General features: G+C 38.8%; 28 protein-coding genes, 1 other RNA gene and 1 pseudogene. 6 read left to right on the top strand and 24 right to left on the bottom strand.

All coding sequences use genetic code 11. From position 1 onward, the window contains the following. Positions 1-81: 81 nt before the first annotated feature. From rsmI to dnaX, 16 genes and pseudogenes are all read right to left on the bottom strand, one after another. Positions 82-963: a 16S rRNA (cytidine(1402)-2'-O)-methyltransferase gene (rsmI, locus tag IEX29_RS11885; protein ID WP_188734664.1), complete on the bottom strand. Its 882-nt coding sequence runs from the start codon at positions 961-963 to the stop codon at positions 82-84. Next, entirely contained in the window at positions 960-1,235 is a 276-nt protein-coding gene (locus IEX29_RS11880) for a GIY-YIG nuclease family protein (RefSeq protein WP_188734663.1), read from the bottom strand. Before IEX29_RS11880 ends, rsmI begins: the two co-directional genes overlap by 4 nt. Beyond that, positions 1,228-1,968: a tRNA1(Val) (adenine(37)-N6)-methyltransferase gene (locus IEX29_RS11875; protein ID WP_188734662.1), complete on the bottom strand. Its 741-nt coding sequence runs from the start codon at positions 1,966-1,968 to the stop codon at positions 1,228-1,230. The genes IEX29_RS11880 and IEX29_RS11875 overlap by 8 nt, the downstream gene beginning before the upstream one ends. Positions 1,969-2,248: 280 nt before the next feature. After that, a complete protein-coding gene (gene yabA / locus IEX29_RS11870; protein ID WP_188734661.1) occupies positions 2,249-2,608 on the bottom strand; it encodes a DNA replication initiation control protein YabA in 360 nt (119 codons plus the stop codon). 204 nt (positions 2,609-2,812) lie between these two features. Then, positions 2,813-3,640, bottom strand: coding sequence for a PSP1 domain-containing protein (locus tag IEX29_RS11865; protein WP_077602828.1), 828 nt, complete (start codon positions 3,638-3,640; stop codon positions 2,813-2,815). Between the two features lie 4 nt (positions 3,641-3,644). Continuing rightward, positions 3,645-4,634 (bottom strand): DNA polymerase III subunit delta', encoded by a 990-nt coding sequence (gene holB / locus IEX29_RS11860; protein WP_188734709.1) that lies wholly within the window; start codon positions 4,632-4,634, stop codon positions 3,645-3,647. Positions 4,635-4,724: 90 nt separating this feature from the next. Then, positions 4,725-5,156, bottom strand: a complete 432-nt coding sequence (locus IEX29_RS11855; protein ID WP_188734660.1) for a YaaR family protein — start codon at positions 5,154-5,156, stop codon at positions 4,725-4,727. 34 nt (positions 5,157-5,190) lie between these two features. Continuing rightward, a complete protein-coding gene (gene darA / locus IEX29_RS11850; RefSeq protein ID WP_040977662.1) occupies positions 5,191-5,520 on the bottom strand; it encodes a cyclic di-AMP receptor DarA in 330 nt (109 codons plus the stop codon). Continuing rightward, positions 5,456-6,174 (bottom strand): annotated as a pseudogene (gene tmk / locus IEX29_RS11845) (dTMP kinase). The gene darA and the pseudogene tmk overlap by 65 nt, the downstream one beginning before the upstream one ends. Then, complete coding sequence (locus IEX29_RS11840) at positions 6,174-7,595, bottom strand: aminotransferase class I/II-fold pyridoxal phosphate-dependent enzyme (protein WP_188734659.1); 1,422 nt, start codon at positions 7,593-7,595, stop codon at positions 6,174-6,176. The pseudogene tmk and the gene IEX29_RS11840 overlap by 1 nt, the downstream one beginning before the upstream one ends. A 318-nt stretch (positions 7,596-7,913) precedes the next feature. Continuing rightward, positions 7,914-8,111 carry a sigma factor G inhibitor Gin gene (locus IEX29_RS11835; RefSeq protein WP_077602824.1) on the bottom strand — a complete coding sequence of 66 codons (198 nt, stop codon included), beginning with the start codon at positions 8,109-8,111 and terminating at the stop codon, positions 7,914-7,916. Between the two features lie 113 nt (positions 8,112-8,224). Continuing rightward, positions 8,225-8,488, bottom strand: a complete 264-nt coding sequence (locus IEX29_RS11830) for a pro-sigmaK processing inhibitor BofA family protein (RefSeq protein WP_188734658.1) — start codon at positions 8,486-8,488, stop codon at positions 8,225-8,227. Positions 8,489-8,708: 220 nt separating this feature from the next. Next, complete coding sequence (locus IEX29_RS11825) at positions 8,709-8,921, bottom strand: YaaL family protein (RefSeq protein WP_188734657.1); 213 nt, start codon at positions 8,919-8,921, stop codon at positions 8,709-8,711. Positions 8,922-9,006: 85 nt separating this feature from the next. Continuing rightward, positions 9,007-9,603 (bottom strand): recombination mediator RecR, encoded by a 597-nt coding sequence (recR, locus tag IEX29_RS11820; protein WP_156988814.1) that lies wholly within the window; start codon positions 9,601-9,603, stop codon positions 9,007-9,009. 102 nt (positions 9,604-9,705) lie between these two features. Next, positions 9,706-10,020 carry a YbaB/EbfC family nucleoid-associated protein gene (locus tag IEX29_RS11815; protein ID WP_077602820.1) on the bottom strand — a complete coding sequence of 105 codons (315 nt, stop codon included), beginning with the start codon at positions 10,018-10,020 and terminating at the stop codon, positions 9,706-9,708. Between the two features lie 23 nt (positions 10,021-10,043). Further along, entirely contained in the window at positions 10,044-11,753 is a 1,710-nt protein-coding gene (gene dnaX / locus IEX29_RS11810; RefSeq protein ID WP_188734656.1) for a DNA polymerase III subunit gamma/tau, read from the bottom strand. Positions 11,754-12,021: 268 nt separating this feature from the next. Between dnaX and IEX29_RS26705 the strand changes: the two genes are divergently transcribed. Further along, positions 12,022-12,111, top strand: coding sequence for a putative holin-like toxin (locus IEX29_RS26705; RefSeq protein WP_229720186.1), 90 nt, complete (start codon positions 12,022-12,024; stop codon positions 12,109-12,111). Positions 12,112-12,360: 249 nt separating this feature from the next. Here IEX29_RS26705 and IEX29_RS11805 read toward each other — a convergent pair whose 3' ends face one another. The 3 genes from IEX29_RS11805 to tadA form a co-directional block, all read right to left on the bottom strand. Beyond that, positions 12,361-13,386 carry an NADH:flavin oxidoreductase/NADH oxidase gene (locus tag IEX29_RS11805; RefSeq protein WP_188734655.1) on the bottom strand — a complete coding sequence of 342 codons (1,026 nt, stop codon included), beginning with the start codon at positions 13,384-13,386 and terminating at the stop codon, positions 12,361-12,363. A 185-nt stretch (positions 13,387-13,571) separates the two neighbouring features. Beyond that, positions 13,572-13,837, bottom strand: an RNA gene (ffs, locus tag IEX29_RS11800) — signal recognition particle sRNA large type. 65 nt (positions 13,838-13,902) lie between these two features. After that, a complete protein-coding gene (gene tadA / locus IEX29_RS11795) occupies positions 13,903-14,406 on the bottom strand; it encodes a tRNA adenosine(34) deaminase TadA (protein ID WP_188734654.1) in 504 nt (167 codons plus the stop codon). A gap of 92 nt (positions 14,407-14,498) precedes the next feature. Between tadA and IEX29_RS11790 the strand changes: the two genes are divergently transcribed. Together IEX29_RS11790 and IEX29_RS11785 are read left to right on the top strand one after the other, a co-directional pair. Beyond that, positions 14,499-15,026, top strand: a complete 528-nt coding sequence (locus tag IEX29_RS11790) for a cysteine hydrolase family protein (protein ID WP_188734653.1) — start codon at positions 14,499-14,501, stop codon at positions 15,024-15,026. 63 nt (positions 15,027-15,089) lie between these two features. Continuing rightward, entirely contained in the window at positions 15,090-16,382 is a 1,293-nt protein-coding gene (locus IEX29_RS11785) for a glycoside hydrolase family 18 protein (protein WP_188734652.1), read from the top strand. A 79-nt stretch (positions 16,383-16,461) separates the two neighbouring features. On the opposite strand, the gene IEX29_RS11780 is transcribed toward IEX29_RS11785, so the two are convergent. From IEX29_RS11780 to IEX29_RS11765, 4 genes are all read right to left on the bottom strand, one after another. Beyond that, positions 16,462-16,977 carry a type 1 glutamine amidotransferase domain-containing protein gene (locus tag IEX29_RS11780; protein ID WP_188734651.1) on the bottom strand — a complete coding sequence of 172 codons (516 nt, stop codon included), beginning with the start codon at positions 16,975-16,977 and terminating at the stop codon, positions 16,462-16,464. Between the two features lie 362 nt (positions 16,978-17,339). Continuing rightward, a complete protein-coding gene (acsA, locus tag IEX29_RS11775) occupies positions 17,340-19,055 on the bottom strand; it encodes an acetate--CoA ligase (RefSeq protein WP_188734650.1) in 1,716 nt (571 codons plus the stop codon). Positions 19,056-19,285: 230 nt separating this feature from the next. Next, positions 19,286-20,527: a dicarboxylate/amino acid:cation symporter gene (locus tag IEX29_RS11770; protein ID WP_188734649.1), complete on the bottom strand. Its 1,242-nt coding sequence runs from the start codon at positions 20,525-20,527 to the stop codon at positions 19,286-19,288. Positions 20,528-21,091: 564 nt separating this feature from the next. Then, positions 21,092-21,325, bottom strand: coding sequence for a helix-turn-helix domain-containing protein (locus IEX29_RS11765; RefSeq protein WP_188734648.1), 234 nt, complete (start codon positions 21,323-21,325; stop codon positions 21,092-21,094). A 155-nt stretch (positions 21,326-21,480) separates the two neighbouring features. On the opposite strand from IEX29_RS11765, the gene IEX29_RS27125 reads away from it, so the two are divergent. Further along, positions 21,481-21,855 (top strand): helix-turn-helix domain-containing protein, encoded by a 375-nt coding sequence (locus tag IEX29_RS27125; RefSeq protein ID WP_188734647.1) that lies wholly within the window; start codon positions 21,481-21,483, stop codon positions 21,853-21,855. Between the two features lie 366 nt (positions 21,856-22,221). Here the strand turns inward: IEX29_RS27125 and IEX29_RS11755 are convergent, their stop codons facing one another. After that, positions 22,222-23,139, bottom strand: a complete 918-nt coding sequence (locus IEX29_RS11755; protein ID WP_188734646.1) for a DMT family transporter — start codon at positions 23,137-23,139, stop codon at positions 22,222-22,224. A gap of 227 nt (positions 23,140-23,366) precedes the next feature. On the opposite strand from IEX29_RS11755, the gene pflB reads away from it, so the two are divergent. Next, positions 23,367-25,622 (top strand): formate C-acetyltransferase, encoded by a 2,256-nt coding sequence (gene pflB, locus IEX29_RS11750; RefSeq protein ID WP_188734645.1) that lies wholly within the window; start codon positions 23,367-23,369, stop codon positions 25,620-25,622. Between the two features lie 95 nt (positions 25,623-25,717). Continuing rightward, positions 25,718-26,458 carry a pyruvate formate-lyase-activating protein gene (pflA, locus tag IEX29_RS11745; RefSeq protein ID WP_188734644.1) on the top strand — a complete coding sequence of 247 codons (741 nt, stop codon included), beginning with the start codon at positions 25,718-25,720 and terminating at the stop codon, positions 26,456-26,458. The last annotated feature ends 115 nt before the right edge of the window (positions 26,459-26,573 follow it).

Genomic DNA, 26,573 nt, shown 5'->3' with positions numbered 1-26,573 from the left:
GTTTAAAAGGCGAAAAAGGGATGATCTCTTCTATGTACAGAGATCATCCCTTTTTCGTCTTCGTTAACATTATGGAAGCTGCTAATCAATATGGTAACTCTGATAGACTTCTCTTTTTGGCAATTTTCGTTCCATTGCCGCCTGCTTAATTGCTTCCTTACTGGATAAATTATCATTTTTCATTAATGCTTCTACATGTTCTTTCACGGATAAAGCTTCCCACCAGCTCGATTCCTGTTGAATATTGTCGAAAGATGTCTCCGTTTGTCCTTCTATGACAATCACAAACTCTCCACGCATTTCGTTTTTCTTACTCCATGAAAAAAGTTCTTCTATGGTTCCTCTAACAAATTCTTCAAATTTCTTAGAGATTTCTCTACCTATAGCCGCTTGCCTATTACCTAAAGTACCCTCCATGGTTTCCAAAGTATCCTTTATACGATAAGGAGATTCATAAAAAATTAAAGTAGAATTCAAATTTTTCAATTTCTCAAGTGTTTCTTTCTTATCTTTTTTCTTCCTGGGAAGAAAACCGTAAAATGTAAAAGATTGTGCGGGTAAACCAGATCCGACCAGTGCAACAAGTGCTGCATTTGCTCCCGGTAAAACAATGACATCCAGGCCCTCTCTGATAGCTGCCTGAACCAGCTCTGAACCAGGATCAGAAATTGCAGGCATTCCAGCATCACTCACAACAGCTATTGATTCACCATCCCGGATCTTATCTAAAAGCTGCTTTTCTCTTTCTTGATGGTTATGTTCATGATAGCTGATAAGAGGTGTATGAATCTCAAAATAATGAAGCAGCTTTTTCGTATTTCTGGTGTCCTCTGCGGCAATCAGCTTACATTCCTTTAAAATCCGGATAGCCCGAAAAGTCATATCCTCCAGGTTTCCGATAGGTGTTGGTACAACGTATAATGCTGCATGCTCCTCAGGCTGATAGCTATTTTGGATATTCATTCATTGCACGTTCCTTTCTTATTGGCCTGGATCAGTGCCAGTTTCTCCCCGCGGGATAATTTTTTTATTCTATACTCCTCACGCATAGCATCTGATTTATTTTCAAATTTATATGTATAGATAATTTCAAATGGGCCTCTGCCTCTTGTATATTTTGCCCCTTTTCCTTCTTCGTGCATACGAAGCCGATGCTTTAAATCATTTGTATATCCTGTATATAATGTCCCATCATGACATTTTAAAACATATACCAAGTGTTCTCCGCTACCCATATATAACTTCCTTTGCCTGTTTTGTATAAGAACCGTCGTGTTCATAAATATAGAATGGCGGCAGAATCTTCACATCCGCCTTTCCATCACGAATCCCCTCAACTAAGAGCATATTCGCTTCCTTTCCCTGTTTTGGATAAACAAATTGTATACGCTTCGGTTCAATACGATACTTTCTAAATTGTTCTATGATATCAACTAAACGCCCGGGGCGATGCACCATAGCAACTTTTCCGCCTGGTCTGACATAAAGCTTACAGGCTTTCACAACATCCTCCAATGAGCAGTAAAGTTCATGTCTGGCAATAGTAAGGTATTCATTTTGATTATGCTCCGAAGCTGATGGTGTTTTAAAATATGGCGGGTTAACAGTAACCATATCAAATGAGCTTTGATCAAGAGTTGTCTGCATCTCCTTCAGATCTCCATGAACCATTCGTAATTGATGACTTAAATCATTTAAAGTGACATTTCGTTGAGCCATCTGAAAAATTCGTTGTTGAATCTCAACACCAATTATTTCAGCACTTGTCCTTTTAGAAAGCAGTAAAGGAATGACACCATTTCCCGTACATAAATCAAGAATCTTTCCTCTTTTTTTAGGGATTGAACTAAAATGAGCTAATAATACAGCATCCAATGAAAAAGCAAAAGCAGTCGGACTTTGTATAATTTTCATCGTTTCATCTGCCAGCAAATAATCCAGGCGCTCATCATCATATAAATTGACCATAGGTTAATCACATCCTCATCTTCTCATTAAAGAGGATGTTCAAAAAGTCCAATAAAGATGACACGGCGAATTTCTTCGTTGACGAGCTTTTTCCGATGGGACTGCGATTACTCGCCCCACCAAGAGCGTTACTCACGTATTATAAAGCATACGCTCCGTTCGTAAAAAGCTCATCGCCTTGAACTTCTTGGTCCTATTTATCGGCCTTTTTGAACACGCACTTAAATTTTATCATAAAAAGAGCTGCCTCCCTAAGAAGACAGCACCCAATACGATACACTTATTTTGTCTTATCAAAGAAGTCCAAGCAGAAAATACAATCTTCATTTCTTCTCGGACTGCCGAATTCTAAACTGCATATATGGAAACCTTCTTCATACAGTCGGGCTAAATTATCATAGCCTTCTCCTGGAAAGATGCCTTTTTGTTGTTTAGAATCGCCTTTTTCTTCCTGGTTTTCCACAGATTCCTCTGTAAATTTATCTAGGTGATTTCGCAAATGGTGATTTTCGTGAGCTAACCGATGATTTTCTTCAAGTAAATCACTTAGCTTTCCTTTTAAATCACCTAACTGCTCATATAATTCACCAATTTGCTTTTCCATATCGGAAACTTGATCAAATATTTCTCTGTTTCCCAAGAATGATCACCTCTATTCTGTGACTTGTGCTACAAGATGACGTTCAAAATGTCTAATAAAAATGACACATCGAATTTCTTCGTTAGCTTGTTTCTCCGTTGGGGGTTGCGATTACTCACCCCATGAAAACCGTTGCTCACGTATTAATCTGCATACGTTCCGCTACTCAAAACTGCGCTGCCTCGAACTTCTCGGTCCTTTTTATCAGCCCTTTTGAACACTCATTACAATTCCTTCTTCAATTAATTCATCTAATGTATACTCCACAACACGTTCTTTATCTAAGAGCTCAATTTGAATCATTTTTTCTAATATATTTAAACCGACAACTTTCCCTTTTCCGTGAGGTGTCGGCAATGTTTCTCCGATGTCAGGTAAATCTCTTTTTGCTGTTTCGTAGGCATCATTTTCATATTTTAAGCAGCACATTAACCTTCCGCATAGTCCGGATATTTTTGCCGGATTTAAAGAAAGATTTTGATCCTTTGCCATTTTGATAGACACCGGTTCAAAGTCTCCCAAGAAGGTGGAGCAGCAGAGCATACGGCCGCATGGACCAATTCCGCCCAGCATTTTAGCTTCATCCCTAACCCCGATTTGTCTTAGTTCAATACGTGTTTTGAACATAGATGCGAGATCCTTTACAAGATTCCGGAAGTCTACTCTTCCATCAGCTGTAAAATAGAAAATAATTTTATTGCGGTCAAAAGTATATTCTACATCTACCAGATTCATATCCAGCTTATGTTGATTAATTTTTGTGGTACATACGTCAAAGGCTTTTTTTGCCTGTTCCTGATTCTCTACAACGGTTCGCTTATCCTTTTCTCCAGCGACCCGTATTACTTTCTTTAAAGGTAAAACTACATCTTCTTCATCCACCTGCTTTTCCGTGATGACTACTTTCCCAAATTCTATCCCTCTTACCGTCTCCACAATCACATAGCTATCTGGAGTTACAGGATAAGAATCTGGATCGAAGTAGTAGATTTTACCAGCTTTCTTAAATCGTACGCCAATAACTTCTAACATTTTTTCACCTCTGTATTTGAAGCGCTAGTTGTTCAATAACCAATGTTGGCTGAACATTTGCCTTTAATTTTCTTTTTGCCATTAAAATCTGATTTAAGATTGTTAACAGCTGGGCTTGAGAAAAAGTAATGACCATCTTTTCTAATTTAGATGGATCATTAGATAACAGTATCGTATTGGCGTCTGTATATATATGTTGGTGTAAGATATCTTTAAATCCTAGTATTAATAAGTCCAGACCTCGTTCTTGATTATCTCTATCTTTAAAATGAGGTATCCAATTTTGATGAATATATGTGTAAATATCCTCAGGTTGTGTAGCATACATTTCTACCCATTGTATCACTATTTTTCTCGCACCTGCAAACCAATCATCTTGGGCAAGTTCAAGGGCTTCTGTCAGACTGTTTGTCAGTACACTTAAAAGTTTAGCATCTGTCTCACTTAAGCCCTCTTTCTGCAGTCTCTCCTGTAATATACCTGGAGAAAGAGGCTGCAGATCAATAATCTGACAGCGTGACCGGATAGTAGACAGCATCGCATGACCATTCTCTGTGAGCATCATCGCAGTTGTCTCTACGCTCGGCTCCTCTAAAAATTTTAATAACCGGTTGGCTGCATTGACTGTTAATGTATCCGCATCCTTAATAATATAAACTTTCCGGTTTGATTCCAGTCCTGAATACGTAAATTCCTTCTGCAGATTGCGTACCTGTTCTATTTTGATAGAGGCACCATCCGGCTCAATCCAATGCATATCCGGATGATTTCCGGAGTCAATTCGCTGACAGTTGATACAGCTGTTACACGGATTTTCTCCCTGCCGATTCATGCAAAATAAATATTTTGCAAGGAGTAATGCCATTTCCTTTTTGCCGGTTCCTCTATCTCCCTGGAATAAATAGGCATGGGAGATACGATTTTTCTTGATACTATTAATAATAGTCCTACTTGCTACAGGCTGTATTTTTTCAATCTCTTCCCATGTCTTCATCATTTTACTTCCACCTTTAAAGATGAGCTTAAAAACACCTATTCTATCAACTCTATGAAAGGCTAAGCCCCTTCTTCTAAAGAGCTTAGCTCATGTATAAATATTAACTAACAAACCCTTAATTTCTCCAATTAAGCCGAGAATATCAATGGTTTTCTTTTCTTCATCCATTAAGTCTTCTGCTAATCGGGCAATTTTTTCATCAATTATCTTCACTGTCGATAATTGTCTGCTTCCCTGCATGCCGAAGCTTTGTTTTTTCTCCAGAAGATACCCTTCTGATGTCGCTTTTTCCAGAAATCCTTTTACCATCCGTTTAAATTTGACTAACTCACGAAAGGAGCGGTACCGGCTCAGTTTATCCCCCTGCTCCGTAATCTGCTTCACCATTTGTGTGAATTCCTGTGTTTTCAGCTGTTCCGATTGGGTTTGAACAAGATTTTGAAAAGAAGCATTATTTGTCTGCGAAGGCCGCTTCAGATTGCCATCTCTTGGTGCTAATATATCACTTGAAATTTTCATTGTTCTCCCCCTCCGGCTTGATTAAAATATGTTTTTAGAATTGGTAAAAGGACTCGATAGGCAGGATAAACACAGTAGCTCCGCCGACCTCCACTTTAACCGGTTTTGGAATATAAGAATCTGCATTTCCTCCCATTGGAGAAATTGGCGCAACCATCTGTTCACGATGAGAGCAATTATCGCGAATGATTTCAAGGGCGTCATTCACATATTCGTCTTCACAACCAATCATTAGTGTCGTATTACCTTCTTTTAAAAATCCGCCTGTTGTAGCTAATTTTGTTGTTTGAAATTTATTTTCACCTAATGCGTTTACCAAGCGGTTGGAATCTTTGTCCTGAATAACAGTTATAATTAATTTCATGATTGATCAGCCCCTTTTGACTTATTTATTTAAAAAAGTAATAATTCTTTCCAGCACATCTGCATAGACGGCCTCACGTGTACGGTCAGCATTCACGGTTTGAAAACGATCCGGGAAACGAGACTTGATTAACTGATAGCCTTCATAGACTTTCTCGTGAAATTCAATCGTTTCTAAATCCAGACGATTTTTCTCTCTTTCAGCATTCGCCGAAATGCGCTCCAGTCCTTTTTTAGGATCAATATCAAAAAAGAGCGTAATATCCGGCATGCAATCCTGAATTACAAATTGATTAATAGCAAATACTTCATCCACGCCGATGCCTCTTGCATAGCCCTGATAAACCAGACTGCTGTCCACAAAACGATCACATAATACTATTTTTCCCTTTTCTAATGCAGGGAAAACCTTTTCTACAAGATGCTGTCTTCTTGCTGCTGCGTATAATAATGCTTCTGTTCTTTCCTCCATCTCAAGATGAAGAGGATCATGAATAATATCTCTAATCTTTTCGGAGATACGAATACCGCCCGGCTCTCTTGTCTTGATAACCTCCATTCCTCTTCCTGTAAGCTCTTCATAAACCTGATTTAGAATGGTGGTCTTTCCGGCTCCCTCGCCACCTTCAAATGTTATAAACAAACCATTTGTCATCATCGTTCCCCTTTATTCCTATATATGCGTAACCCCGAGTCCCTATGCTGAATCCTGACACCCTGCTCTACTAATTTTTCTAAGTGTGCTATATGCGCCTGTTTAATTCTTTCTCCTTTTAAAAGAATCGGAATCCCAGGCGGATAAGGTATAATTGCCTCAGCAGCTATTTCTCCTATGCTTTCCTTCATCGGGATCAGATACGTTGTATAATTGTTCATTTCCTGATAAGACAAATCTAATTCCTGAATCTTATCAGGGAAAAGATTTATCCTCTCTATTGTAGCACGATTTACTGATTTTTTTAATGGATGCTCTATTGTTTTCAACCTTTTTTCTAACATTTCAATTTGTTCAAACGATGCAAGTCCATGGACAAATAAAATTTGCTCCTCTGTAGCAAGCTCCGGAAAAATTCCTGCTTTTTCGAGTGAGTTCACAACGGACTTTGTCGAAAAAGAATGTTTCACGTGGAACGTCAGCTTCAATGGATCATCAGAGGGAACAAATTCCCAAAAAGGAAAGGATACAAATAAAGTCTTCACATATTCGACACTTTTTATCATTTTTATTCGTTCTTCTTTTGAATAAGTTGCTAAAAAATGTCTCGCTATATCTAAAGAAGCCATCAATATATACGAGGGACTGCTCGACTGGATAACTTGTAAATAATGAGCAATCCGGGACTGATCAACACGCTGCGTTACAATGTGTAAATAGGAAGCCATTGTCATTGCCGGAGCCATCTTGTGTGCAGAGTGAACAACCGCATCAGCCCCTAATTGAATTGCTGAAGCCGGGAAAGGATCTCCCAATGCAAAATGAACCCCATGTGCTTCATCGACTAACACGGGGATATTATATTGATGTGCTTTATCAATCATTTTTTTAAGATTATAGGTCTGTCCAAAATAGTCCGGGTAAGTAAGTACTAACGCCTGCGCATCTGGATGCTGCTCTATTGCTGATTCCACAGTTTCATAGCTTGGACTTGTATATCTTTTAACGTCATCGTCCCATTCCGGTGCCAGAAAGACAGGCTTTGCTCCAGCTAACTCCAATCCATTCATCACAGACTTATGGCAATTACGTTGAACAAGGATTTTCTCCCCCTGCTTACACGTGGCAAGAATCATTGCCAGATTTCCAGCTGTTGATCCACCGACAAGAAAGAAGGTATGCTCTGTCTTAAAAAAATCCGCAGCTAGTTTTTCTGCTTCTGCAATGACACCTGTGGGTGCGTGTAAATCATCCATCTCTGTAATTTCTGTTACGTCCCAGCGGAGCATTGGTTGGAAATCTGCTTTATATGCAGGTGAAAAAATTTGACCGTGTTTATGGCCGGGAACATGGAAAGAGACCGGATTGCTTTTTGCAAATGCTTGTAAATGTTCTGCTAATGGTGTGCACTGTTGATCCATTCGCCTGCCTCATTTCTTCTTATATATAAATAAACAAACCAATTCATTGAAATTGATTTGTTTACCCTTGTATATTCTCTATTATAACAACCAGGTGCAGTATAGAGAAAGATGTATAGATGGTATTGTATTTTTACCTGGTACATACTCTATAGAGCTGATTAGAATGTTCAACTGTTTACTCTCTATTTATTTTACAGCTAAAATCTAATACCAAATCATTATTATCCACCTTCTCTCAAATGGAATGCGTTCTTTTACATTTTACGCTAACAAAAAAGCCTTTGCATGCAAAGACTTGTTAAAAAGGGGATTATATTAAGAGTGTAATTTTGGTTGTTTAATATTTTTTAGCTTTGAGAGATAGTATTGATACTTTTCTTCCCTTGGCTCTGTATGGATCATATTATGCTCACAATCTGAACATAGAAACATGGAATACAAATGAATGCCGTTTTCCTTTGGTTCCTCACAAATTCCACAATACTCATATTCTTGAACTTTTTGCTGTTTCATTTCTCCACCTCCGTTAAAACTAGTATCTCCTAATCTAACGGATGCTATACATAAAAAAATATATTATGAATCAGCTTTACTAGTGAATGATATAAGGGTAGCTAAACAGCATTTCAAAGAATAAATAGATGAATAGCTGCAAGGGAACCGACACCAAATACGCCAAGAAACCCAGATACCAGAACAGTAAATAGATTAATGGGTATATGCAGGCCGACAGCACCTCCGAACACATTTAAGAAAAACAGCAGCAATGCGCCTATACCTAACCGGATTGTTGCTTTACCAACATATTTCATTGGCTTCACCGGTGCTCCTACAATAAATAAAAGAATAATTAATCCGATAATGATTCCGATAAATAGTGTTGAACTCATCTCTCTCCCCACTTTCCTTCCATCGCTTTAACATATTTCTATGATTGTCCAACAGCGATTAGAACAGATTTTCAAAGTGGTTGAATCAGTTTGAGACTTTCTAAGATTCCTTGGTAAATTCCTTCCGCAGCCAGTAAGAGTAGACAATAAAAAGAACCAGGCAGTTTAAAACATACATGATTCTTTCGCGAAAATTATATATTATTCTTTAAATACGGGTTCAAAACCGATCAGCTTTTACATTCCGAACGCGGGCCTCTCTTAATAGCATCAGATATTTAGATTTCGCTAATAGTTTCTCCTGCATACCATTTCGTGAAGGGTCGATACTTTTTCGTACAAAATCCTGAAGCTGTCTCCATTCCCCTTCAACTTGGTATAAAGCATTCAGAAGCTCCTGATCCATATCTTTTTTCTTTAATTTCTTTGCCATACTCTTCACCAGACCCCATTATAAAATGAAATTTCATACTATGGAGCTTTTATTTTTCTCTCTCCATAGATGATAAGAAAAAAAGTTAGACGTCTCTTCTTCCTTCTAATGCTTTTGACAATGTCACTTCATCAGCATATTCTAAATCTCCGCCGACAGGTAATCCATGTGCAATACGCGTTGTGCGGATTCCAGAAGGTTTTACCAGACGGGAAATATACATTGCCGTTGCTTCTCCCTCAATATTCGGGTTTGTCGCCAGGATAAGCTCTTCTACCTCTTCGTCCTTCAGGCGATTAAGCAAATCTGGTACATTGATATCCTCCGGGCCAATTCCGTCCATCGGCGAAATCGCTCCATGAAGCACATGATATCTGCCGCGGAATTCTTTCATTTTTTCCATTGCTATAACATCTTTTGGATCCTGGACAACACAAATAATAGATCCATCCCGGCTGGTATCCTGACAAATAGCACAGGGATCCTGATCCGTAATATGTCCGCAAACCGAACAATGGGTAAGATCACGTTTCGCATGAACTAAGGCATTGGCAAAATTCATCACATCATCATCTTTCATATTTAAAACAAAAAAGGCCAAACGTGCTGCTGTCTTCGGGCCAATTCCCGGTAATTTGGAGAAGCTGTCCATCAACTTAGTTATCGGCTCTGGGTAATACATATTTTCTTACCTCCCTGTAAAAACAAAAAACATCCTATTTAAGGGAAAATAAGACGCCTTGGCAAAGAAGCCAGACGTCTTACTTTTCAAATTAGAAAGGAATTAGAACATTCCTGGCATATTCAATCCTTTTGTAAATTGTCCCATTGTTGCATTTGTTTTTTCATCAATTTGATTTAAGACATCATTTGTTGCTGCTACAATCAGATCCTGCAGCATTTCGATATCATCCGGATCAACAACCTCTTCTTTGATCTCTACATCCACAATTTCTTTCTTGCCGTTAGCGCGAACTGTTACCATACCGCCGCCAGCTGTAGCTTCAAAGGACATTTCATGCAATTCGTCCTGTGCTTTCATCATTTTCTTCTGCATTTTCTGCATTTGTTTCATCATGTTATTCATATTTCCCTTCATGGAAAATACCTCCCTTAAATATATTATTCATGAATTTCTAATAGATCATCACCAAAAAGCTTTCGTGCCTCATCTACAAGAGGGTCTCCTTCTTGCTCCTTCTGTTCATCAGGCTTTTCCTGCTTTTGGATATATTCACTGCGCAGGTCATTCCAATCTTTCTCTGGAATCGGAATAATCGTGCGAGGCTTATCTAAATTCCCTAATATCGATTCTACCATTTCCCGATGATCAAGGAATAAAGAACAATGAATTTCATATTTAAACGCTACAATAAGTGTATCTGCTGATGCTGCAGCAGGCTTACTGTCCTGTATGGTTGCATGTGCCGGGGCATTTGTTGTTTTTAATTGGCTTAAGAAGTTTGCCCATTGTGCATGCACATCCTTCAGCTCTTTTTTCTCTGCTTTTCCTAGTGTATCACGAATCCGGTCAAATGGAATCTTATATGTGTTTCGTGAATTTCTGGAAGCGGGCCGGCGCTTTTCAGCTGCAGGAGCACTTCCTCCAGCTTCCTGGTGCTGCGGCGGGGCTTCTTTTAATTTCGCTATGTCACGCTCCATCGCCTGTAATTTTTGCTGAAGCTTGAGAACGGCATCTGACTGATCGACAGCTTCAGATTGTATCTGCCCTGCTCCTTGCGTTTTTCCAAATTGATCTGTAATAGATAACAATGCTACCTCAATAAAGATCTTTGGGCTATTGGACCATTTCATTTCCTGCTGACATTGATTCAGTTCAATAATAGAATGCTGAATCCAGTTGTTTGTAACCTGCTTAGCCAACTCTTCAAAAGCTTCATTCACGACTGCCCGCTCTAGCAGCTCCCCTAAACCTGATGAGGTTTTATATAAAAGTAAATCACGCATAAAGTATATTAAATCCTGCACAAATTTCCCCGGATCTTTTCCTGTCTGAATCATCTGATCCAATCCAGTGAGTACAGTCTGCACATCCTGCTGAATCATTGCACGGACAATATTGGTGAGAACCTCCTGAGATACGCCGCCAGTTACGGCCAGCACATCTTCCAGCTCTACCTGCTCCTCACTATAGGAGATAGCCTGATCCAGAATACTCAACGCATCACGCATACCGCCTTCAGCTGCCAGGGCAACGGCTTCTAAAGCTTCATCCGTAACAGAAATATTCTCGGCATGCATGATTTTCTTCATTCTTTCTACAATTGCCTGATTAGAAATCGGTTTAAAATCAAAGCGTTGGCAACGGGAAATAATCGTTAATGGTATTTTATGCGGTTCCGTTGTTGCCAAAATAAATACTACATGTTTTGGCGGTTCTTCCAATGTTTTCAGAAGTGCGTTAAAGGCATTTACAGATATCATATGCACTTCATCAATGATATACACTTTATAAGGTACAGAGCTTGGTGCATACTTCACTTTATCCCGGATATCACGAATATCATCGACACTTGTATTCGATGCCGCATCAATTTCAATGACATCAGAAATAGAGCCATCCTGAATACCCCTGCATGCCGCACATTCATTGCATGGCTCTTTTACGGGCGCATGCTCACAATTAATCGTTTGTGCAAAAATCTTTGCAGCACTTGTTTTCCCTGTCCCTCTTGGGCCAGAGAATAAATAAGCATGTGAGAATTTATCTTGTGTAATGGCATTTTGTAATGTTCTCGTGATATGCTGCTGTCCTACAACATCTTCAAATGTTCTTGGGCGCCAAACCCGGTATAAAGCTTGATAACTCATGATTTCGATTCCCCTTATGTGTCTCATTTCTATTATACCCGATTAGAGGCCTGGATGAAAACCTTAGAAATAGATTATCTGGAAGTAATTTATGTTTAAATAATTATTAAATAAATTGAATTTTAGAGAATTTCTTCATAAAGAAAGAAGAACATTTATTGAAATTATAGAACTAATGTTCCTGTTGTGGTATAATACACTATGATATGCACAGTAAAAAGTTTAACGGTGGAAGGTAGCATCTCCTATATGAAAGGAGGTGATGCCTATGGCTACTTTTGATGTCCTGTCTTTAATGATCAGCTTTGGCATGCTTATCATAGCCATTCTTTCATTTCACGACAAAGACCAAAAGTAAAACCACCCTTAGCTTGCCGGCAAATAGGGTGGCTTCATTCGTCACTTTAAAACAGCCTTCCCTCTCTGATGGAGAGAAATAACTGTGTGTATAATCAGGGTAGTATGCTCATACATACTGCCCTTTTCTATAATTCTATACTATGCTTTTCTATAAAAAATTATATCATATACCTTGTTTCTAGTACAATTTAACCTTTAAAAAGAACAACGTACAATTAACTATGCTTATATAAGGCTACATGCATCATTACTTTTTCGGGTAAGCACGCTTATACTGTCTTGCCGGTTCCATTGTATTCCCCAGCTGCTCACTTGCCCGGATTGCCCAATAAGGGTCTTTCAGCATGCCGCGTCCAATTGCAACTAAATCAGCATCACCATTTCCGATAACAGATTCCGCTAACTCAGGATCTTCTAAAATACCGACCGCAATAACAGGCATATTTAACTCTTCCTTAAATTTACGTGCAAATGGAACCTGATAACCAGGATGGTTTGCCGGTTTTTGTTTTCCTGGAGGAGCCTCTCCACCGCTGGATATATGGAACATATCAATACCCGCTGCTTTATATTTTCTCGCAATTTCTAGTGCGTGATCTATATCATAGCCATCATCCATATATTCAACAGCAGATATACGCATTAACAATGGCATATCCTCAGGGATAACTGCTTTGACAGCTCGAATAATCTGTACTCCAAATAAAGATAGCTCCTGATATTCGTCCTCTCTCTGATTAATCCCTGGAGAGTGAAACTGATGAATCAAATAGCCGTGTGCACCATGTAATTCGATTGTGTCGAATCCGGCCTCTACTGCCCGTTTTGCTGCATCCTGAAATTGTTGAACCGTTTCCCTGACTTCTTCTGTAGTTAAGGCACGGGGCATTTTATCATCTTCTGTAGCTGGGATTGCAGATGGAGCAACTGGCGGATTCGCATCCTCTGCCTTTCTGCCGGCATGAGCAATCTGGATACCTATTTTTGCGCCTTGCTTGTGCACAGCGTCGACGATTTTCTTATAAGCTGGAATTTGTTCGTCTGACCACAGGCCGAGATCATTATCTGTAATACGTCCGTCCGGATCAACATCTGTCATCTCAATAAGAATTAAACCTGTACCTCCTACTGCACGGGATACATAATGTACAAAATGCCAGTCGTTTGGAATTCCATCCTTGGCATCAACAGAATATTGACACATTGGCGCCATAACAACTTTATTTTTTAAGGTTAAATTTTTTAATGTAAATGGTTGTGTTAATTGAGCCATTCTAGCACCTCGCTTATAAATTTTTTAGTAATTCATAGCATATGCTTTGTTATAATTTAGTGCAAATAATTTGTTTAGCTTCCAATATTTTTAAAAGCCGTTGAAGCTTCATCATTCATAGGACATACGTCTATTTTTGTATAAAAAAAAGAACTGTATTTTTTACAGTTCTTTTTTAATATGTAACGTGCACCTGCTTTCGATGGGATGACCATATGCGCTACATAAGTTCATGGCTCAGCCCAGGCTTCCCCGCGGCACACAAGAAAAACCACTTACTGCTGCTTCCTTCCGGATCTGACAGGGTTCATGGGTTCCTGTTGCGCAGGACCAGGACGTCAACACCAATCCCTTAAGTCAGACCATACAGTCATCTCACCTCGAGCAGGGATTCGGCCTCGCTATAGCGGATTGCGAGTACAGGGCACCGCTACCTCCCCGCTTAGCACGTAATTATTATTATAGCTTCCTCGTCCCAAAAATGCAATAAAAAGTGTTGCTTTTTCAATACTCGTCCTACTCTCCCGCTTCTGGATCCTTCTCATTCTTTTTCTGACGCAGTTCTTTAAAAAAATTTTTCAAGATCGTACTGCATTGCTGTTCAAGAACACCTGATGTTACATCCACCTGATGATTAAAACGCGGCTCCTCCAGTAAATTCATTAATGTTCCGGCACAGCCTGCCTTTGGATCACTTGCTCCATAGACCACACGTTTGATTCTTGACTGTACAATCGCTCCGGCACACATCGGACATGGCTCTAACGTAACATACAAGGTACAATCCTCTAACCTCCAGCTGCCCACTGCCTGATTAGCTTCCTGAATAGCAAGAAGCTCTGCATGGGTTAAGGTTGTTTGTATGGATTCCCGCAAATTAAAGCCTTTTCCGATAATTTCTCCATCTTTGACAATCACGGCGCCAATCGGTACTTCCTTTAATATCCAGGCCCGGCGTGCTTCTTGAATAGCTGCTGCCATATATAATTCATCTTGACTTACTGATATTTCTTCTGCCATTTTTATCACATCACTTTATTATCGTTTTAATTATTGTTCCAAAAGGGAATACTAAATTTACCTATCTTTCTTAAAGGAGACATCCAATAACTATGAAAATTGAAAATACAGCACTTGTTTTCATTGACTTAATCAATGATTTTAAATTTGATGGCGGCGATAATCTTCATGCCTATACAGAAGACATGCTGCCAAATCTGATAAAACTCCGCAATTTTGCTAAAGAAAAATCAATTCCTGTTATCTATGTTAATGACCATTACGGCTTATGGCAAGCAGACTTTCATAAAATTATCGACTATTGTAAAAATGAAAAAAGCGAAGAAATCATTGAAAAAATCAAGCCGGATGACGATGATTATTTCCTAATTAAACCACAACACTCCGCTTTTTTCCAAACACCATTACACGCACTCTTAACAGAACTAAACCGCTCACACATTATTTTAGCAGGGATTGCCGGTGATATCTGCATCCTATTTACTGCAAAGGATGCCTATATGTATAAATTAAGTCTTTCTATTCCTAGAAACTGCATCGCTTCTGAAGAAAGTGAAAATAACAATTATGCACTCTACTTGATGGAGTCTGTGATGGATGCAGATATCTCGCCAGTTTAGCATATAATTATCACCCCCTTCATATGTATAGTATGTAAGAAGCCATTTGAAGGGGGTATTATTTTGCAGATATACGTCGTTGAACAAGGCGATACATTGGAACAAATTGCAGATACATACGGGTCTTCCGTTCAAGATATAGTCAATGCGAATGATTTAAATGCACCAAATCAATTAGTTATCGGGCAAGCACTTGTTATTCCGATTGTCGGTCAATTTTACTTTGTTCAGCCTGGAGATACACTTTCTTCCATTGCTGCCCGGTTTGGCATTAATGTGGAAGAACTGGCAACGATTAACGGCTTGAATTCCAATCAGATTATTTATCCCGGATTTCGCTTATATATTCCTCCCGATCCAAAAGAACCGATTACCTCAAATGCTTATGTCGAACCGATGGGAGAGGAGGTTTCCCAAGCCTTAGAAAATGCAGCAAGCAACTATACTCCCTTTTTAACGTATCTCAGTTTATTTAGTTATCGGGTGAATCGGGATGGTACGCTTGCGGCTCCGCCAACAGGAAATCTCATTACCTCTGCAAGAGAAAACGGTGCTTCTATTGCGATGGTGGTGACCAATTTGGAAGAAGGCTCATTCAGCTCGGAGGTCGGACATATTATTTTAACGGTGCAGGCTGTTCAAAATACATTATTAGATGAAATCATTAATACCGCTACCGAACAGGGTTTTCGCGATGTACACTTTGATTTTGAATTTTTATTGCCGGAAGATCGTGAGGCTTATAATACTTTTTTGCGTACAGCAAAGGACCGCCTTTCACAAGCAGGGCTGCAGATTTCAACAGCACTCGCTCCAAAAACAAGTGCAGAGCAGTCTGGACAATGGTATGAAGCACACGATTACAGAGCCCATGGGGAGATCGTTGATTTTGTGGTGTTAATGACCTATGAATGGGGGTATAGCTATGGTCCGCCAATGGCTGTTTCTCCACTGAATTCCGTCCGTGATGTAGTGGAATATGCTGTCTCAGAAATCCCATCAGAGAAAATTATGCTTGGGCAAAATCTATATGGGTATGATTGGACGCTTCCTTTTGTGGAAGGAGGAGAGGCTGCAAGAGCGGTCAGCCCGCAGCAGGCCGTCAATATCGCCTGGGAGAATAATGTTGCTATTCAATATGATACCACAGCCCAGGCTCCTTACTTTATGTATGCTGATGAATCAGGCCAGGAGCATGAAGTCTGGTTTGAGGATGCCCGTTCTATTCAGGCAAAATTTGATTTAATCAGGGAATTTCAGCTATTAGGTATTTCTTATTGGAAATTAGGGCTTGCTTTCCCGCAGAACTGGCTGCTTTTAAATAATGAATTTGATATCCGGAAATTAAATGAATAAAGAAAAAATATATTCGGTTATTTCATACTAAAAAAGAGCGCTCCAAAAATATTGGAACGCCCTTTTTTTATATGATTAATTAACCAAGTACCTTCACTGATTCACGATTAAATGCTGGAAGGTCATCCGGTGTACGGCTTGTTACTAGTTGATTTTGGCAAACAACGACTTCTTCATCTTTAAACTTCGCACCTGCATTTACAAGGTCTACTTGAATGGATTTAAAGCCTGTAGCTCCACGGCCATCCAGCGTTTTAGCAGTAATGAGAAGCTGTGGTCCATGACAAATTGCCATAACCGGCTTTTTCTCATCCATAAAGTGTTTTGCAAATGCTACAAAGCGGTCATCTGCACGTAATATATCTGGAGAAAAACCACCAGGAATAAGCAAAGCATCAAAGTCTTCCGGTTTCACATCATCAATACCTTTATCGATGGTTACTTTTGTACCTTCTGATTTACCGGTTACCGTATTTCCTTGTTCTTTTTCAATAGTAACCAGCTCATGACCAGCTTCTTCCAATGCTTTTTTAGGGCTTGTATATTCTACGTCTTCGAATAAGTCTGTAATAACTGTTGCGATTTTTTTACCCATGAATTATTCACTCCTTTAATAATGGTTACATCCTATATCTTCCCAAATAGAATTTATTTAAAACATAAGAATGTATATATTTTAAACAACTCTACAAGCTATTTTGTCTCTTTTTATGTAATATTATCCTTCAAATACTCTTGTTTGAGTATTCTCCCTGCTTAGGAATTCTTCTCTTTTTTTCTGTTCGCTATCATGATTTATTCCACTTGCACCAATAATTGATTTCATTGTTCATAAACAATCATTTAATCACTTTTTCAAATCACTGTCGACACCCAAAAGAGGCTTTCCGCTCAAAGCGCAGAAAGTCCCTTTTATTTTGGTTAAGTTTTGTTCTAATCTTTTTCAATACTTCAGTATTACTCTTCTAATGTTGACGTATCACCTGTCGGCAGTCCCAATTCCCATGACTTTAACAGACGGCGCATAATTTTTCCGCTTCGTGTTTTAGGAATAGAGTCTTTTACTTCAATTTCTCTCGGTGCAGCATGTGCACTTAATTCCTTCTTAACAAATTGACGGATTTCTTCTAACAGCTCATCACTTTTTTCATGACCCGGGTTTAAGGTAATAAACGCTTTAATAATCTCTCCACGCTCTGGATCCGGTTTACCGATAACTCCAGCCTCTGCAACAGCCGGATGCTCAATCAGCTTACTCTCTACCTCAAATGGCCCAACCCGCTCACCAGACGTATTAATCACATCATCTAAACGGCCCTGGAACCAGAAATAGCCATCCTCATCCCGATAAGCACTGTCTCCGGAAACATACCATCCGTTAATAAAATAGCTCTCATATTTCCCTTTATTATTCCAAACCTCACGCATCATAGCTGGCCAGCCTTCTTTGATTGCTAAGTTACCCATTTGGTTCGGAGGAATTTCATTTCCTTCATTATCGACAATAGAAGCCTCTACTCCAGGAATTGGTTTCCCCATGGACCCTGGTCTGATTTCCAGCGCCGGGATATTTACAATAAGCTGCGCACCTGTCTCTGTCATCCACCATGTATCATGAATACGTAAATCAAATGCTTTTAATCCCCAGGTAATAACTTCCGGATTTAACGGTTCCCCAACACTCAAAATATGACGGAGTGCAGACAAGTCGTACTCTCTGACCTTTTCCTCACCGTAACTTACGAGCATACGTAATGCTGTCGGTGCAGTATACCATACCGTAACCTGATTATCCTGTAATGTCTTATACCAGTCATCCGGTGAAAAACGTCCGCCGCGAATAACATTTGTTACTCCATGCAGCCATGGTGCAAAAATACCGTAGCTCGTTCCTGTTACCCAGCCCGGATCCGCAGTACACCAGTATATATCATCCTCTTTTAAATCCAATACCCATTCTCCAGTTGCGTAGTGCTGAATCATCGCATTGTGCACATGCAGAATGCCTTTTGGTTTTCCTGTTGAACCAGACGTGTAATGGAGCAGCATGCCGTCTTCCCTGTCCACCCATACAATATCAAAATCAGTGGATGCACTCTTCATTTCTGTGTGGAAATCAATATACTGATCTCCTTCCTCCTCATGCTCGCCCACTAATACGATTTTCTCTAAATTCGGCAATTTATCCTGAGGTATACGATAGAGTAAATCAGGAGTTGTAATTAAGACGCGTGCCTCACTGTTTTCCAGCCGATCTCCGACTGCCTGCTCCATAAATGCTTCAAATAACGGACCTGCAATAGCACCAACTTTTAAAATTCCAAAGAACGCCTCATAAAACTCTGGACTTCTCGACATGAATAGAAAAACACGGTCCCCTTTTTGCACATCGTATTTTTTTAGTACATTTGCAAATTTATTACTCTTTAAGCGTAATTCATCAAAACTGACTTTTTCTTCACGATTGGGGTCCGAATATAGCAATGCAATTTTATCCTTCTTATCAGGATTGTCAGCATGTTTATCAAGTGCTTCATATGCCATATTTACTTTTCCTGTTTCATGCCAGGAAAAGTTCTTTTCTACATCTTCCCAAGAAAAATCCTTTCGAAAATCCTCATAGTTTTTTAAATTATACTCCCCTTCACGGGCCGGTATTGCTTGCATATCCATCTAATCACCTCATCCACTTAAATTGAAAACGATTACAAATAGAATTAAAAAAAGGGTTTAAATATTTTGTTAACTGATTCTATTTTAGAACATTCTGTGATATTTTTAAAGAGTTTGTTTTTAATTTTACAAAATAAAGGAGATATTTCCTTAATGAATACCTTCTGAACGCAGGGTTACAGCAATTTTTATTAAAAAACCGATAAGACAAATCCTACCGGTTTAATAATTTATGCTTGTTGTGTTTTTTTCTCTTTTCGTCTTTCCCGCTCCGATAAAATATATGCACATGCTGCATCCCCAGAAGTATTCAGAGCTGTTCTCAGCATATCAAGGATTCGGTCGATACCAATAATTAGTGCAATACCTTCAACAGGCAGACCAACTTGCTTTAGAACCATTGCCAGCATAATTAAGCCGACCCCTGGCACACCCGCTGTACCGACACTTGCCAGAGTAGCAACAAGAACCACCATTAAAAGATCAACCATCGTAAGAGGCAAATCATATACCTGCGAAATAAACACAGTCGCAACAGCCTGCATAATCGCTGTACCATCCATATTAATGGTTGCACCCAGCGGTTGCACGAAGCTGCTGATTTCTTTCTTAATGCCCAGATTCTCTTGTGCTGTTTTCATAGCTACAGGCAGTGCCGCATTAGAACTGGATGTACTGAAAGCAACTGTCATCGCCGGGAAGAAGCCTTTAAAGAATTTAATTGGATTCCCTCGTCCCAATAACCAGATAGCCAATGAATAAATAATTAAAGCATGCAGGAACAGTGCTCCAATAACGGTTAACATATAACTTAGCATCGAACCGACTGCATCCAGGCCAGCTCCGCCGATTGCTGATACGATTAACGCAAAAGCACCATAAGGAGCAAATCGCATAACTAACATGACGAGCCAGTTTAAAATTTCATTTGCCTGTTCAAATAAATTATAAATACCTTTCGTCTTATCATTTAAATACGCCAGAGCAATTCCTATAAACACAGCAAACGCAATAATCTGCAGCATGTCTCCAGACGACATTGCAGCTATTGGATTCTCAGGAATGATATTAATCAGCGTCTCCATAATAGGCGGCGCTTCGCCTGGCGTATAGTCACCAACATTCGATGTATCAAAAATTCCAGCTTTACCAGGTTTAACAGCATAACCTAATGTTAAACCTATACTGATAGCAATTGCAGTAGTTGTTAAAAAGAAAGTAATTGTAAAAATACCGATTTTCCCTAACTTCGCGGGATCACCTAATCCTGCTGTTCCCAAAACAATAGAAACAAACACCAGTGGTACAACCAGCATCATAATTAGATTTAAAAATATTTGTCCAATTGGATCCAGCACATATTTATCCAATGGACCAAAGAAACTCTCAGGTACAAATGTCAGAGCAATACCGACAACAGCACCAGCAATTAAAGCAATTAATATTCTTTTCGTTAATTTTTTAGAATCCATATACCTTCTTCCTTTCACTATGTTCGAGGGTTAAAAAAATATCCATTTGAAAAATAAAAATTTATAGAGATTCCAGATGTTGCAATTCACCTTGATTTAAGATTATTTTTACTCTTGATAAATTCATAAATTTCATTGGATATAAAACATAGACTTATTGGATTTTTCTTTCTTTGTAGTTGAGGCGACTACATTTATACAGGGTTATTTCTATTTGTAGAATGGGTAGGTTAAATTCTACCATAAATGCCAGGTTTTTGAATAGTATTTTTAAAAATAATACATTATTTACCATGCCCTGCTAGTTTTAAAGACTTTACCCTGATTATTATCTTGTAAAACATAACCATTTTTTCTCCAATAAAAAACTACCCCCTTTTATTAGGAGATAGAACATAAATTACTTATTACATTAGGAAAAATTCAGTCTGATTGAGAGATTTCTCTTTGAGGAAATAACTTTGCGGCGCTCTTTATTATATAACTATAATTCAAGCTCTTTGAGGTTTTAATATTCTCTGGGATGCATAAAATCTCTTCATTTTATCATTTCTTTAGTTTAACTTATAAAAGCTCTTTGCATTTGTTTAAGGCATCATTTAATTCCTTATCAAACAACATTTTCACATCAATTTCTAATGCCTCTGCTATTTTTTCCAAGGTATCTACATCTATCTTTGTTTTCCCTTTAGAAATATTTGTATACCAGGCAGGAGTCTTGGAGCATTTCTTTGCAATTTGTGTCTTAGTTACCTGCTTTTGCTGTCTGATAAACTCAATTTTCTCATGAATTTCCACTCAATCACCCCATCCATCATATCGTTTTTCTACATTAAATTATAATTAAGCGTTTTGCATAAGTCAATATATTAATATAGTAAAATTTGCATTTCGCTTAAAAACACTATTGTTTTTATTAAAAATGGTATTATCTCTATAATGAGGTGGATACAATGAAAATTCTTTCCCAAAGATTAAGAGAAGCACGAGAAAAAGCTGGATTAAAACAAATTGAAGCTTCGAAGCTTCTTGGAATTTCAAACGGTACTTTATCAGGCTATGAAAGAGAATATCGTGATCCTGATACAGACACTTTACATAAAATGGCTGAATTATATAGCGTTTCTGTAGATTGGCTTCTTGGTAAATCTATGTATCCCTCACCAAAAGATACGTCCCAGACTGAGCCAATGTCGGAGCAGGATACATTAATGTTCAGTAATTGGAAACGCATGACAGAAGATGAGAAACAAGAGGCTTTAGACGTGATACAATATGTTTTATATAAAAAGAAAATTGATAATAGAAATGCTGATAAAAAAGAATAGCTTATATATATTTTTAATAGAGACTATCAGAAATAATTTACTGTCACAAATCCTTATAATAACAGTCCTCGTTGCAGCCTCGAACTGTCATCAAAAACGTTATAAAACAAGAAATCCTATACTATCTTATCTGTCGAAACAGGTGTACTTGCTACACCTTCATTTTTGACACTTAAACAGAACTTATATTCCCGATGAAACAAATCATAATTCTTTGATCATGAATTATGTCACTATTTTTTCCATGAAGAAGATCAGCGCTTCATGAATTCTCTTTATAAGCCCTCAACCTATTATCTGGCAGGATAATTTTATTAAAATTAAAATTGACCTTGTTTCCTGAATAAGAAAACAAGGTCAATCCTCTTAAAAGAAATTTAACAACGCAATTCCTCCAATTATCATAATAACAGCAATAATTCTCCTTTGATCAATTGGATATTTCGGAAGGTTAAACATACCAAAGTGATCAATTAGCAGTCCCATGACTATTTGCCCTAAGATGGTAGACATCATTGTCAGTGTAACGCCCAGATGAGGCATTAAGCTGATATTGGATGCAATATATGCTGCACCGAGTGCACCACCGGCAAAATGCCAGGGCTTCAATTTAAAATTACCAGAAGTACGTGTTAACCTTACCCCTTTACTAAGGATCATCGACAGAATAAACAGTACAATGGTACCTACGATAAAGGATATAAAGGCTGCATAAATAAATGAATCTACTTCATACCGCAATTCACTATTGATAGCTGTTTGCATCGGCGGCATCATGCCAGTAAATAAACCGAATACGATCCATAGACGGGAATGATTTTGAGAGCCGCCCGGTTTCTTTTTGGCGTTCATATAAATAATTCCGGCAATTAAAAGGAGAACACCAATAATGTGCATAACATGTAAAGACTTCACCTCTGCTCCGAACCAGCCGAATGTATCAATTAAAATCCCAATCACCATTTGTCCAGTAACTGCCGCAATGACAGTTAACGCTGCACCGATTCTCGGTAATAAAATAATATTACCTGTGAGAAAAATAACTCCAAGTACACCACCGGCAAACCAAACATAAGAAAAGGATTGTGACGCAAAGAAATCGAGTGTAAATTTACCGGGATCCATAATGAAATTAATGATAAACAAAATAATACTACCTGATAAAAAAGAGTAAAAGGAGGTAGGAAAAATAGCTTTCGTAAATAAATTCAGACGATTATTTACCGCTGTCTGCATGGGGACCATCATCCCTGCGATCATCCCTAAGACGATTAATATGTACAAAAAAGAAACCTTCTTTCTCTGAAAACGTAATGTATTTATTTTAAGCAAAGTTATCAAGGAAAACAATATTCCTGCTTTTTGTCAGATAAGCCGTTAAATTTGAACATTTTAAGAACTTTCCTTATTTGTGAAGAATTTCACTTGTTTTATATTTTAAAAAAGATATAATGAAATTAAGATATTGTGAATTATTTCACAATATGATTATTAAGAGGAGGGGTTTTGCTATGAAAGTAGCAGATGAAATGGTGAAAAAAGTTCCTTGGGATGGTTTCCTTGATGGTAATTGGCAGAAAGAAATCGATGTTCGTGATTTTATATCACAGAATTATAACTTATATGAAGGAAATGAATCTTTCCTGGCAGGTCCGACTCAGTCAACAAAGGATTTGTGGGATCAAGTCATGCAATTAACCAAAGAGGAACGGGAAAATGGTGGTGTCTATGATTTAGATACAAAAATCGTATCAACGATTACTTCTCATGATGCAGGCTATTTGAATAAGCCACTTGAAAAAATAGTCGGTGTCCAGACGGATGCGCCTTTCAAACGTGCTTTAATGCCATTTGGCGGTATCCGCATGGCCGTAGCAGCTGCAGAATCCTATGGATATAAGGTAGATGATGAAGTTGTTCATACTTTTACGGAACATCGGAAAACGCATAACCAGGGAGTCTTTGATGCCTATACACCCGAAATCTTAAAAGCTAGAAAAGCGGGAATTATTACCGGTCTTCCTGACGCATATGGCCGTGGACGCATTATCGGGGATTACCGCCGTGTGGCCTTATATGGAGTAGATCGTTTAATTGAAGAAAAGAAGAAAGATCTCAGTCTGATCGGTAATGGAACAATGACAGAGGATATCATCCGTGACCGCGAAGAGACTTCTGAACAAATTCGTTCCCTGCAGGATTTGAAAAAACTCGGAGAAAAATATGATTTTGATATTTCAAATCCGGCAGCAACTGCACAGGAAGCCTTCCAATGGCTCTATTTAGCATATTTAGCTGCTATTAAAGAACAGAACGGCGCAGCGATGAGCCTTGGCCGTGTTTCTACATTCTTAGATATTTATATAGAGAGAGATATTAAAAACGGGGTTATGACAGAGGAAGAAGCGCAAGAACTTGTCGATCATTTTGTGATGAAGCTGCGTCTCGTGAAATTCGCAAGAACACCAGATTACAACGAATTATTCAGCGGAGACCCAACTTGGGTAACAGAATCATTGGCAGGGATAGCAGAGGATGGACGTCCGCTTGTTACAAAGAGCTCCTACCGTTTTCTGCATACGTTAGATAACTTAGGACCGGCACCTGAACCAAACTTAACCGTACTCTGGTCTAAAAAACTGCCTGAAAACTATAAGAAATATTGTGCGAAGATGTCCATTCAAACAAGCTCGATTCAATATGAGAATGATGACATTATGCGTCCAATTTACGGAGATGATTACGGAATTGCCTGCTGTGTATCTGCCATGCGCATTGGAAAACAAATGCAGTTCTTCGGTGCCCGGGCTAACTTAGCAAAAGCACTTCTTTACGCAATTAATGGCGGCGTCGATGAAAACCTGAAAATGCAGGTAGCTCCAAACTATGCACCAATTACGTCAGAATATCTGGATTATGACGAAGTAATGGATAAATATGATACGCTTTTAGACTGGTTATCCGGGTTATATGTCAACGCATTAAATGTTATCCATTATATGCATGACAAATACAGCTACGAACGTCTGGAAATGGCGCTGCATGACCGTGAAGTGTTACGGACAATGGCCTGCGGTGTTGCAGGATTGTCTGTCATCGCCGACTCCTTAAGTGCCATTAAATATGCGAAGGTGAAAACTATCCGCGATGAAGATGGGCTTGTCGTTGATTATGAAATTGAGGGAGATTATCCTAAATACGGTAACAACGATGAACGTGTAGATGAGATTGCAGTCAATTTAGTGAAGAACTTTATGAATAAAATTAAAAAACATCATATGTATCGCAATGCCGTACCAACACAGTCTATCCTGACCATCACTTCCAATGTTGTTTACGGAAAGAAAACTGGAAATACACCAGATGGACGAAAAGCAGGAGAACCTTTTGCACCGGGAGCAAATCCATTACATGGCCGCGATAAAAACGGCTCCTTAGCTTCTCTAAGCTCTGTTGCAAAATTACCATATAAATATGCGATGGATGGTATCTCCAACACATTCTCCATCGTACCGAAGGCTTTAGGTAAAGATGAAGATACAAGAAAAACAAACTTAGCCGGCATACTTGACGGCTACGCAGCAAAACAGGGGCATCATCTAAACATCAATGTATTTGACCGTGAAACCTTATTAGATGCGATGGATCATCCGGAAGAATATCCGCAGCTGACCATCCGTGTCTCCGGATATGCGGTAAACTTTATTAAACTGACAAGAGAACAGCAAATTGATGTGATTAACCGGACCTTCCACGAAAGCCTGTAAGGTCCAGTAAGAAAATGATTATCAGGCGCTCATGAAATTATCGGAGCGCTTGATAATGAATTAATATAAGCAATAAAGCGGGGAGGAAGAGCATCATGAAAGAAGGAAGAATTCACTCAATCGAAACGTGTGGAACGGTAGATGGACCGGGGCTGCGATATGTTATCTTTACCCAGGGCTGCTTATTACGCTGTAAATTTTGTCATAATCCCGATACTTGGAAAATGGGGGCAGGAAAGAAAATGTCTGTACAAGAGCTTGTGAAAGACATTAAAGATTATCTTCCATTTTTCCAGGCTACAAATGGAGGAGTGACTGTAAGCGGCGGAGAGCCTTTGCTTCAGGTTGAATTTTTACTCGAACTATTTACCGAGCTGAAAAAGTTAGGCGTACACACAACCATTGATACTTCTGCCGGATGCTTTAACCGTTCTCCTCACTTTATAGAGCATTTAGATAAAGTATTGGAATTAACCGATTTAGTATTATTGGATTTAAAGCATATCAATTCTGCAGAGCATAAAGAGCTTACAGGCCTTTCAAACGAACATATTCTCGATATGGCCAATTATTTAGACCAAAAAAATGTTCCCGTCTGGATCCGGCATGTACTGGTACCCGGCGGCAGTGATAATGATGCATACCTGCAGCAGCTCTCCGATTTTATTTCTACCTTAAATAATGTCGAAAAAATTGAAGTCCTGCCTTATCATAAATTAGGCGTTTATAAATGGGAAAATCTTGGACTGGATTATCCTCTGGAGGGTGTAGAGCCGCCAGCAGAGGATAGGGTGAGAAATGCAGAGGATATTTTAAATCGGGTCAAAACGATCTAGCAGTGGGAACTTTATTGCTCGATATTGCCCTATATATATGAAAGGAGCCGCTCCCAGAAAAGAAGCGGCTCCTTTCATATATATAGGGCAATATCAATGCTGCGTTCAAAAAATT

It is taken from the genome of Oceanobacillus neutriphilus (assembly GCF_014645515.1).
Lineage (GTDB): Bacteria > Bacillota > Bacilli > Bacillales > Amphibacillaceae > Oceanobacillus > Oceanobacillus neutriphilus.
The sequence above is the reverse complement of the archived record's forward strand: the minus strand, read 5'-3'. Positions and strand labels throughout refer to the sequence as shown.

What these genes read in the sequence shown, in the direction of transcription:
- rsmI (WP_188734664.1), bottom strand. Translation starts at nt 963, where the DNA reads ATGAATATCCAAAATAGCTATCAGCCTGAGGAGCATGCAGCATTATAC.
- IEX29_RS11880 (WP_188734663.1), bottom strand. Translation starts at nt 1,235, where the DNA reads ATGGGTAGCGGAGAACACTTGGTATATGTTTTAAAATGTCATGATGGG.
- IEX29_RS11875 (WP_188734662.1), bottom strand. Translation starts at nt 1,968, where the DNA reads ATGGTCAATTTATATGATGATGAGCGCCTGGATTATTTGCTGGCAGAT.
- IEX29_RS11865 (WP_077602828.1), bottom strand. Translation starts at nt 3,640, where the DNA reads ATGTTAGAAGTTATTGGCGTACGATTTAAGAAAGCTGGTAAAATCTAC.
- holB (WP_188734709.1), bottom strand. Translation starts at nt 4,634, where the DNA reads ATGAAGACATGGGAAGAGATTGAAAAAATACAGCCTGTAGCAAGTAGG.
- IEX29_RS11855 (WP_188734660.1), bottom strand. Translation starts at nt 5,156, where the DNA reads ATGAAAATTTCAAGTGATATATTAGCACCAAGAGATGGCAATCTGAAG.
- darA (WP_040977662.1), bottom strand. Translation starts at nt 5,520, where the DNA reads ATGAAATTAATTATAACTGTTATTCAGGACAAAGATTCCAACCGCTTG.
- IEX29_RS11840 (WP_188734659.1), bottom strand. Translation starts at nt 7,595, where the DNA reads ATGGATCAACAGTGCACACCATTAGCAGAACATTTACAAGCATTTGCA.
- IEX29_RS11835 (WP_077602824.1), bottom strand. Translation starts at nt 8,111, where the DNA reads ATGAAACAGCAAAAAGTTCAAGAATATGAGTATTGTGGAATTTGTGAG.
- IEX29_RS11830 (WP_188734658.1), bottom strand. Translation starts at nt 8,488, where the DNA reads ATGAGTTCAACACTATTTATCGGAATCATTATCGGATTAATTATTCTT.
- IEX29_RS11825 (WP_188734657.1), bottom strand. Translation starts at nt 8,921, where the DNA reads ATGGCAAAGAAATTAAAGAAAAAAGATATGGATCAGGAGCTTCTGAAT.
- recR (WP_156988814.1), bottom strand. Translation starts at nt 9,603, where the DNA reads ATGTATTACCCAGAGCCGATAACTAAGTTGATGGACAGCTTCTCCAAA.
- IEX29_RS11815 (WP_077602820.1), bottom strand. Translation starts at nt 10,020, where the DNA reads ATGAAGGGAAATATGAATAACATGATGAAACAAATGCAGAAAATGCAG.
- dnaX (WP_188734656.1), bottom strand. Translation starts at nt 11,753, where the DNA reads ATGAGTTATCAAGCTTTATACCGGGTTTGGCGCCCAAGAACATTTGAA.
- IEX29_RS26705 (WP_229720186.1), top strand. Translation starts at nt 12,022, where the DNA reads ATGGCTACTTTTGATGTCCTGTCTTTAATGATCAGCTTTGGCATGCTT.
- IEX29_RS11805 (WP_188734655.1), bottom strand. Translation starts at nt 13,386, where the DNA reads ATGGCTCAATTAACACAACCATTTACATTAAAAAATTTAACCTTAAAA.
- tadA (WP_188734654.1), bottom strand. Translation starts at nt 14,406, where the DNA reads ATGGCAGAAGAAATATCAGTAAGTCAAGATGAATTATATATGGCAGCA.
- IEX29_RS11790 (WP_188734653.1), top strand. Translation starts at nt 14,499, where the DNA reads ATGAAAATTGAAAATACAGCACTTGTTTTCATTGACTTAATCAATGAT.
- IEX29_RS11780 (WP_188734651.1), bottom strand. Translation starts at nt 16,977, where the DNA reads ATGGGTAAAAAAATCGCAACAGTTATTACAGACTTATTCGAAGACGTA.
- acsA (WP_188734650.1), bottom strand. Translation starts at nt 19,055, where the DNA reads ATGGATATGCAAGCAATACCGGCCCGTGAAGGGGAGTATAATTTAAAA.
- IEX29_RS11770 (WP_188734649.1), bottom strand. Translation starts at nt 20,527, where the DNA reads ATGGATTCTAAAAAATTAACGAAAAGAATATTAATTGCTTTAATTGCT.
- IEX29_RS27125 (WP_188734647.1), top strand. Translation starts at nt 21,481, where the DNA reads ATGAAAATTCTTTCCCAAAGATTAAGAGAAGCACGAGAAAAAGCTGGA.
- pflB (WP_188734645.1), top strand. Translation starts at nt 23,367, where the DNA reads ATGAAAGTAGCAGATGAAATGGTGAAAAAAGTTCCTTGGGATGGTTTC.
- pflA (WP_188734644.1), top strand. Translation starts at nt 25,718, where the DNA reads ATGAAAGAAGGAAGAATTCACTCAATCGAAACGTGTGGAACGGTAGAT.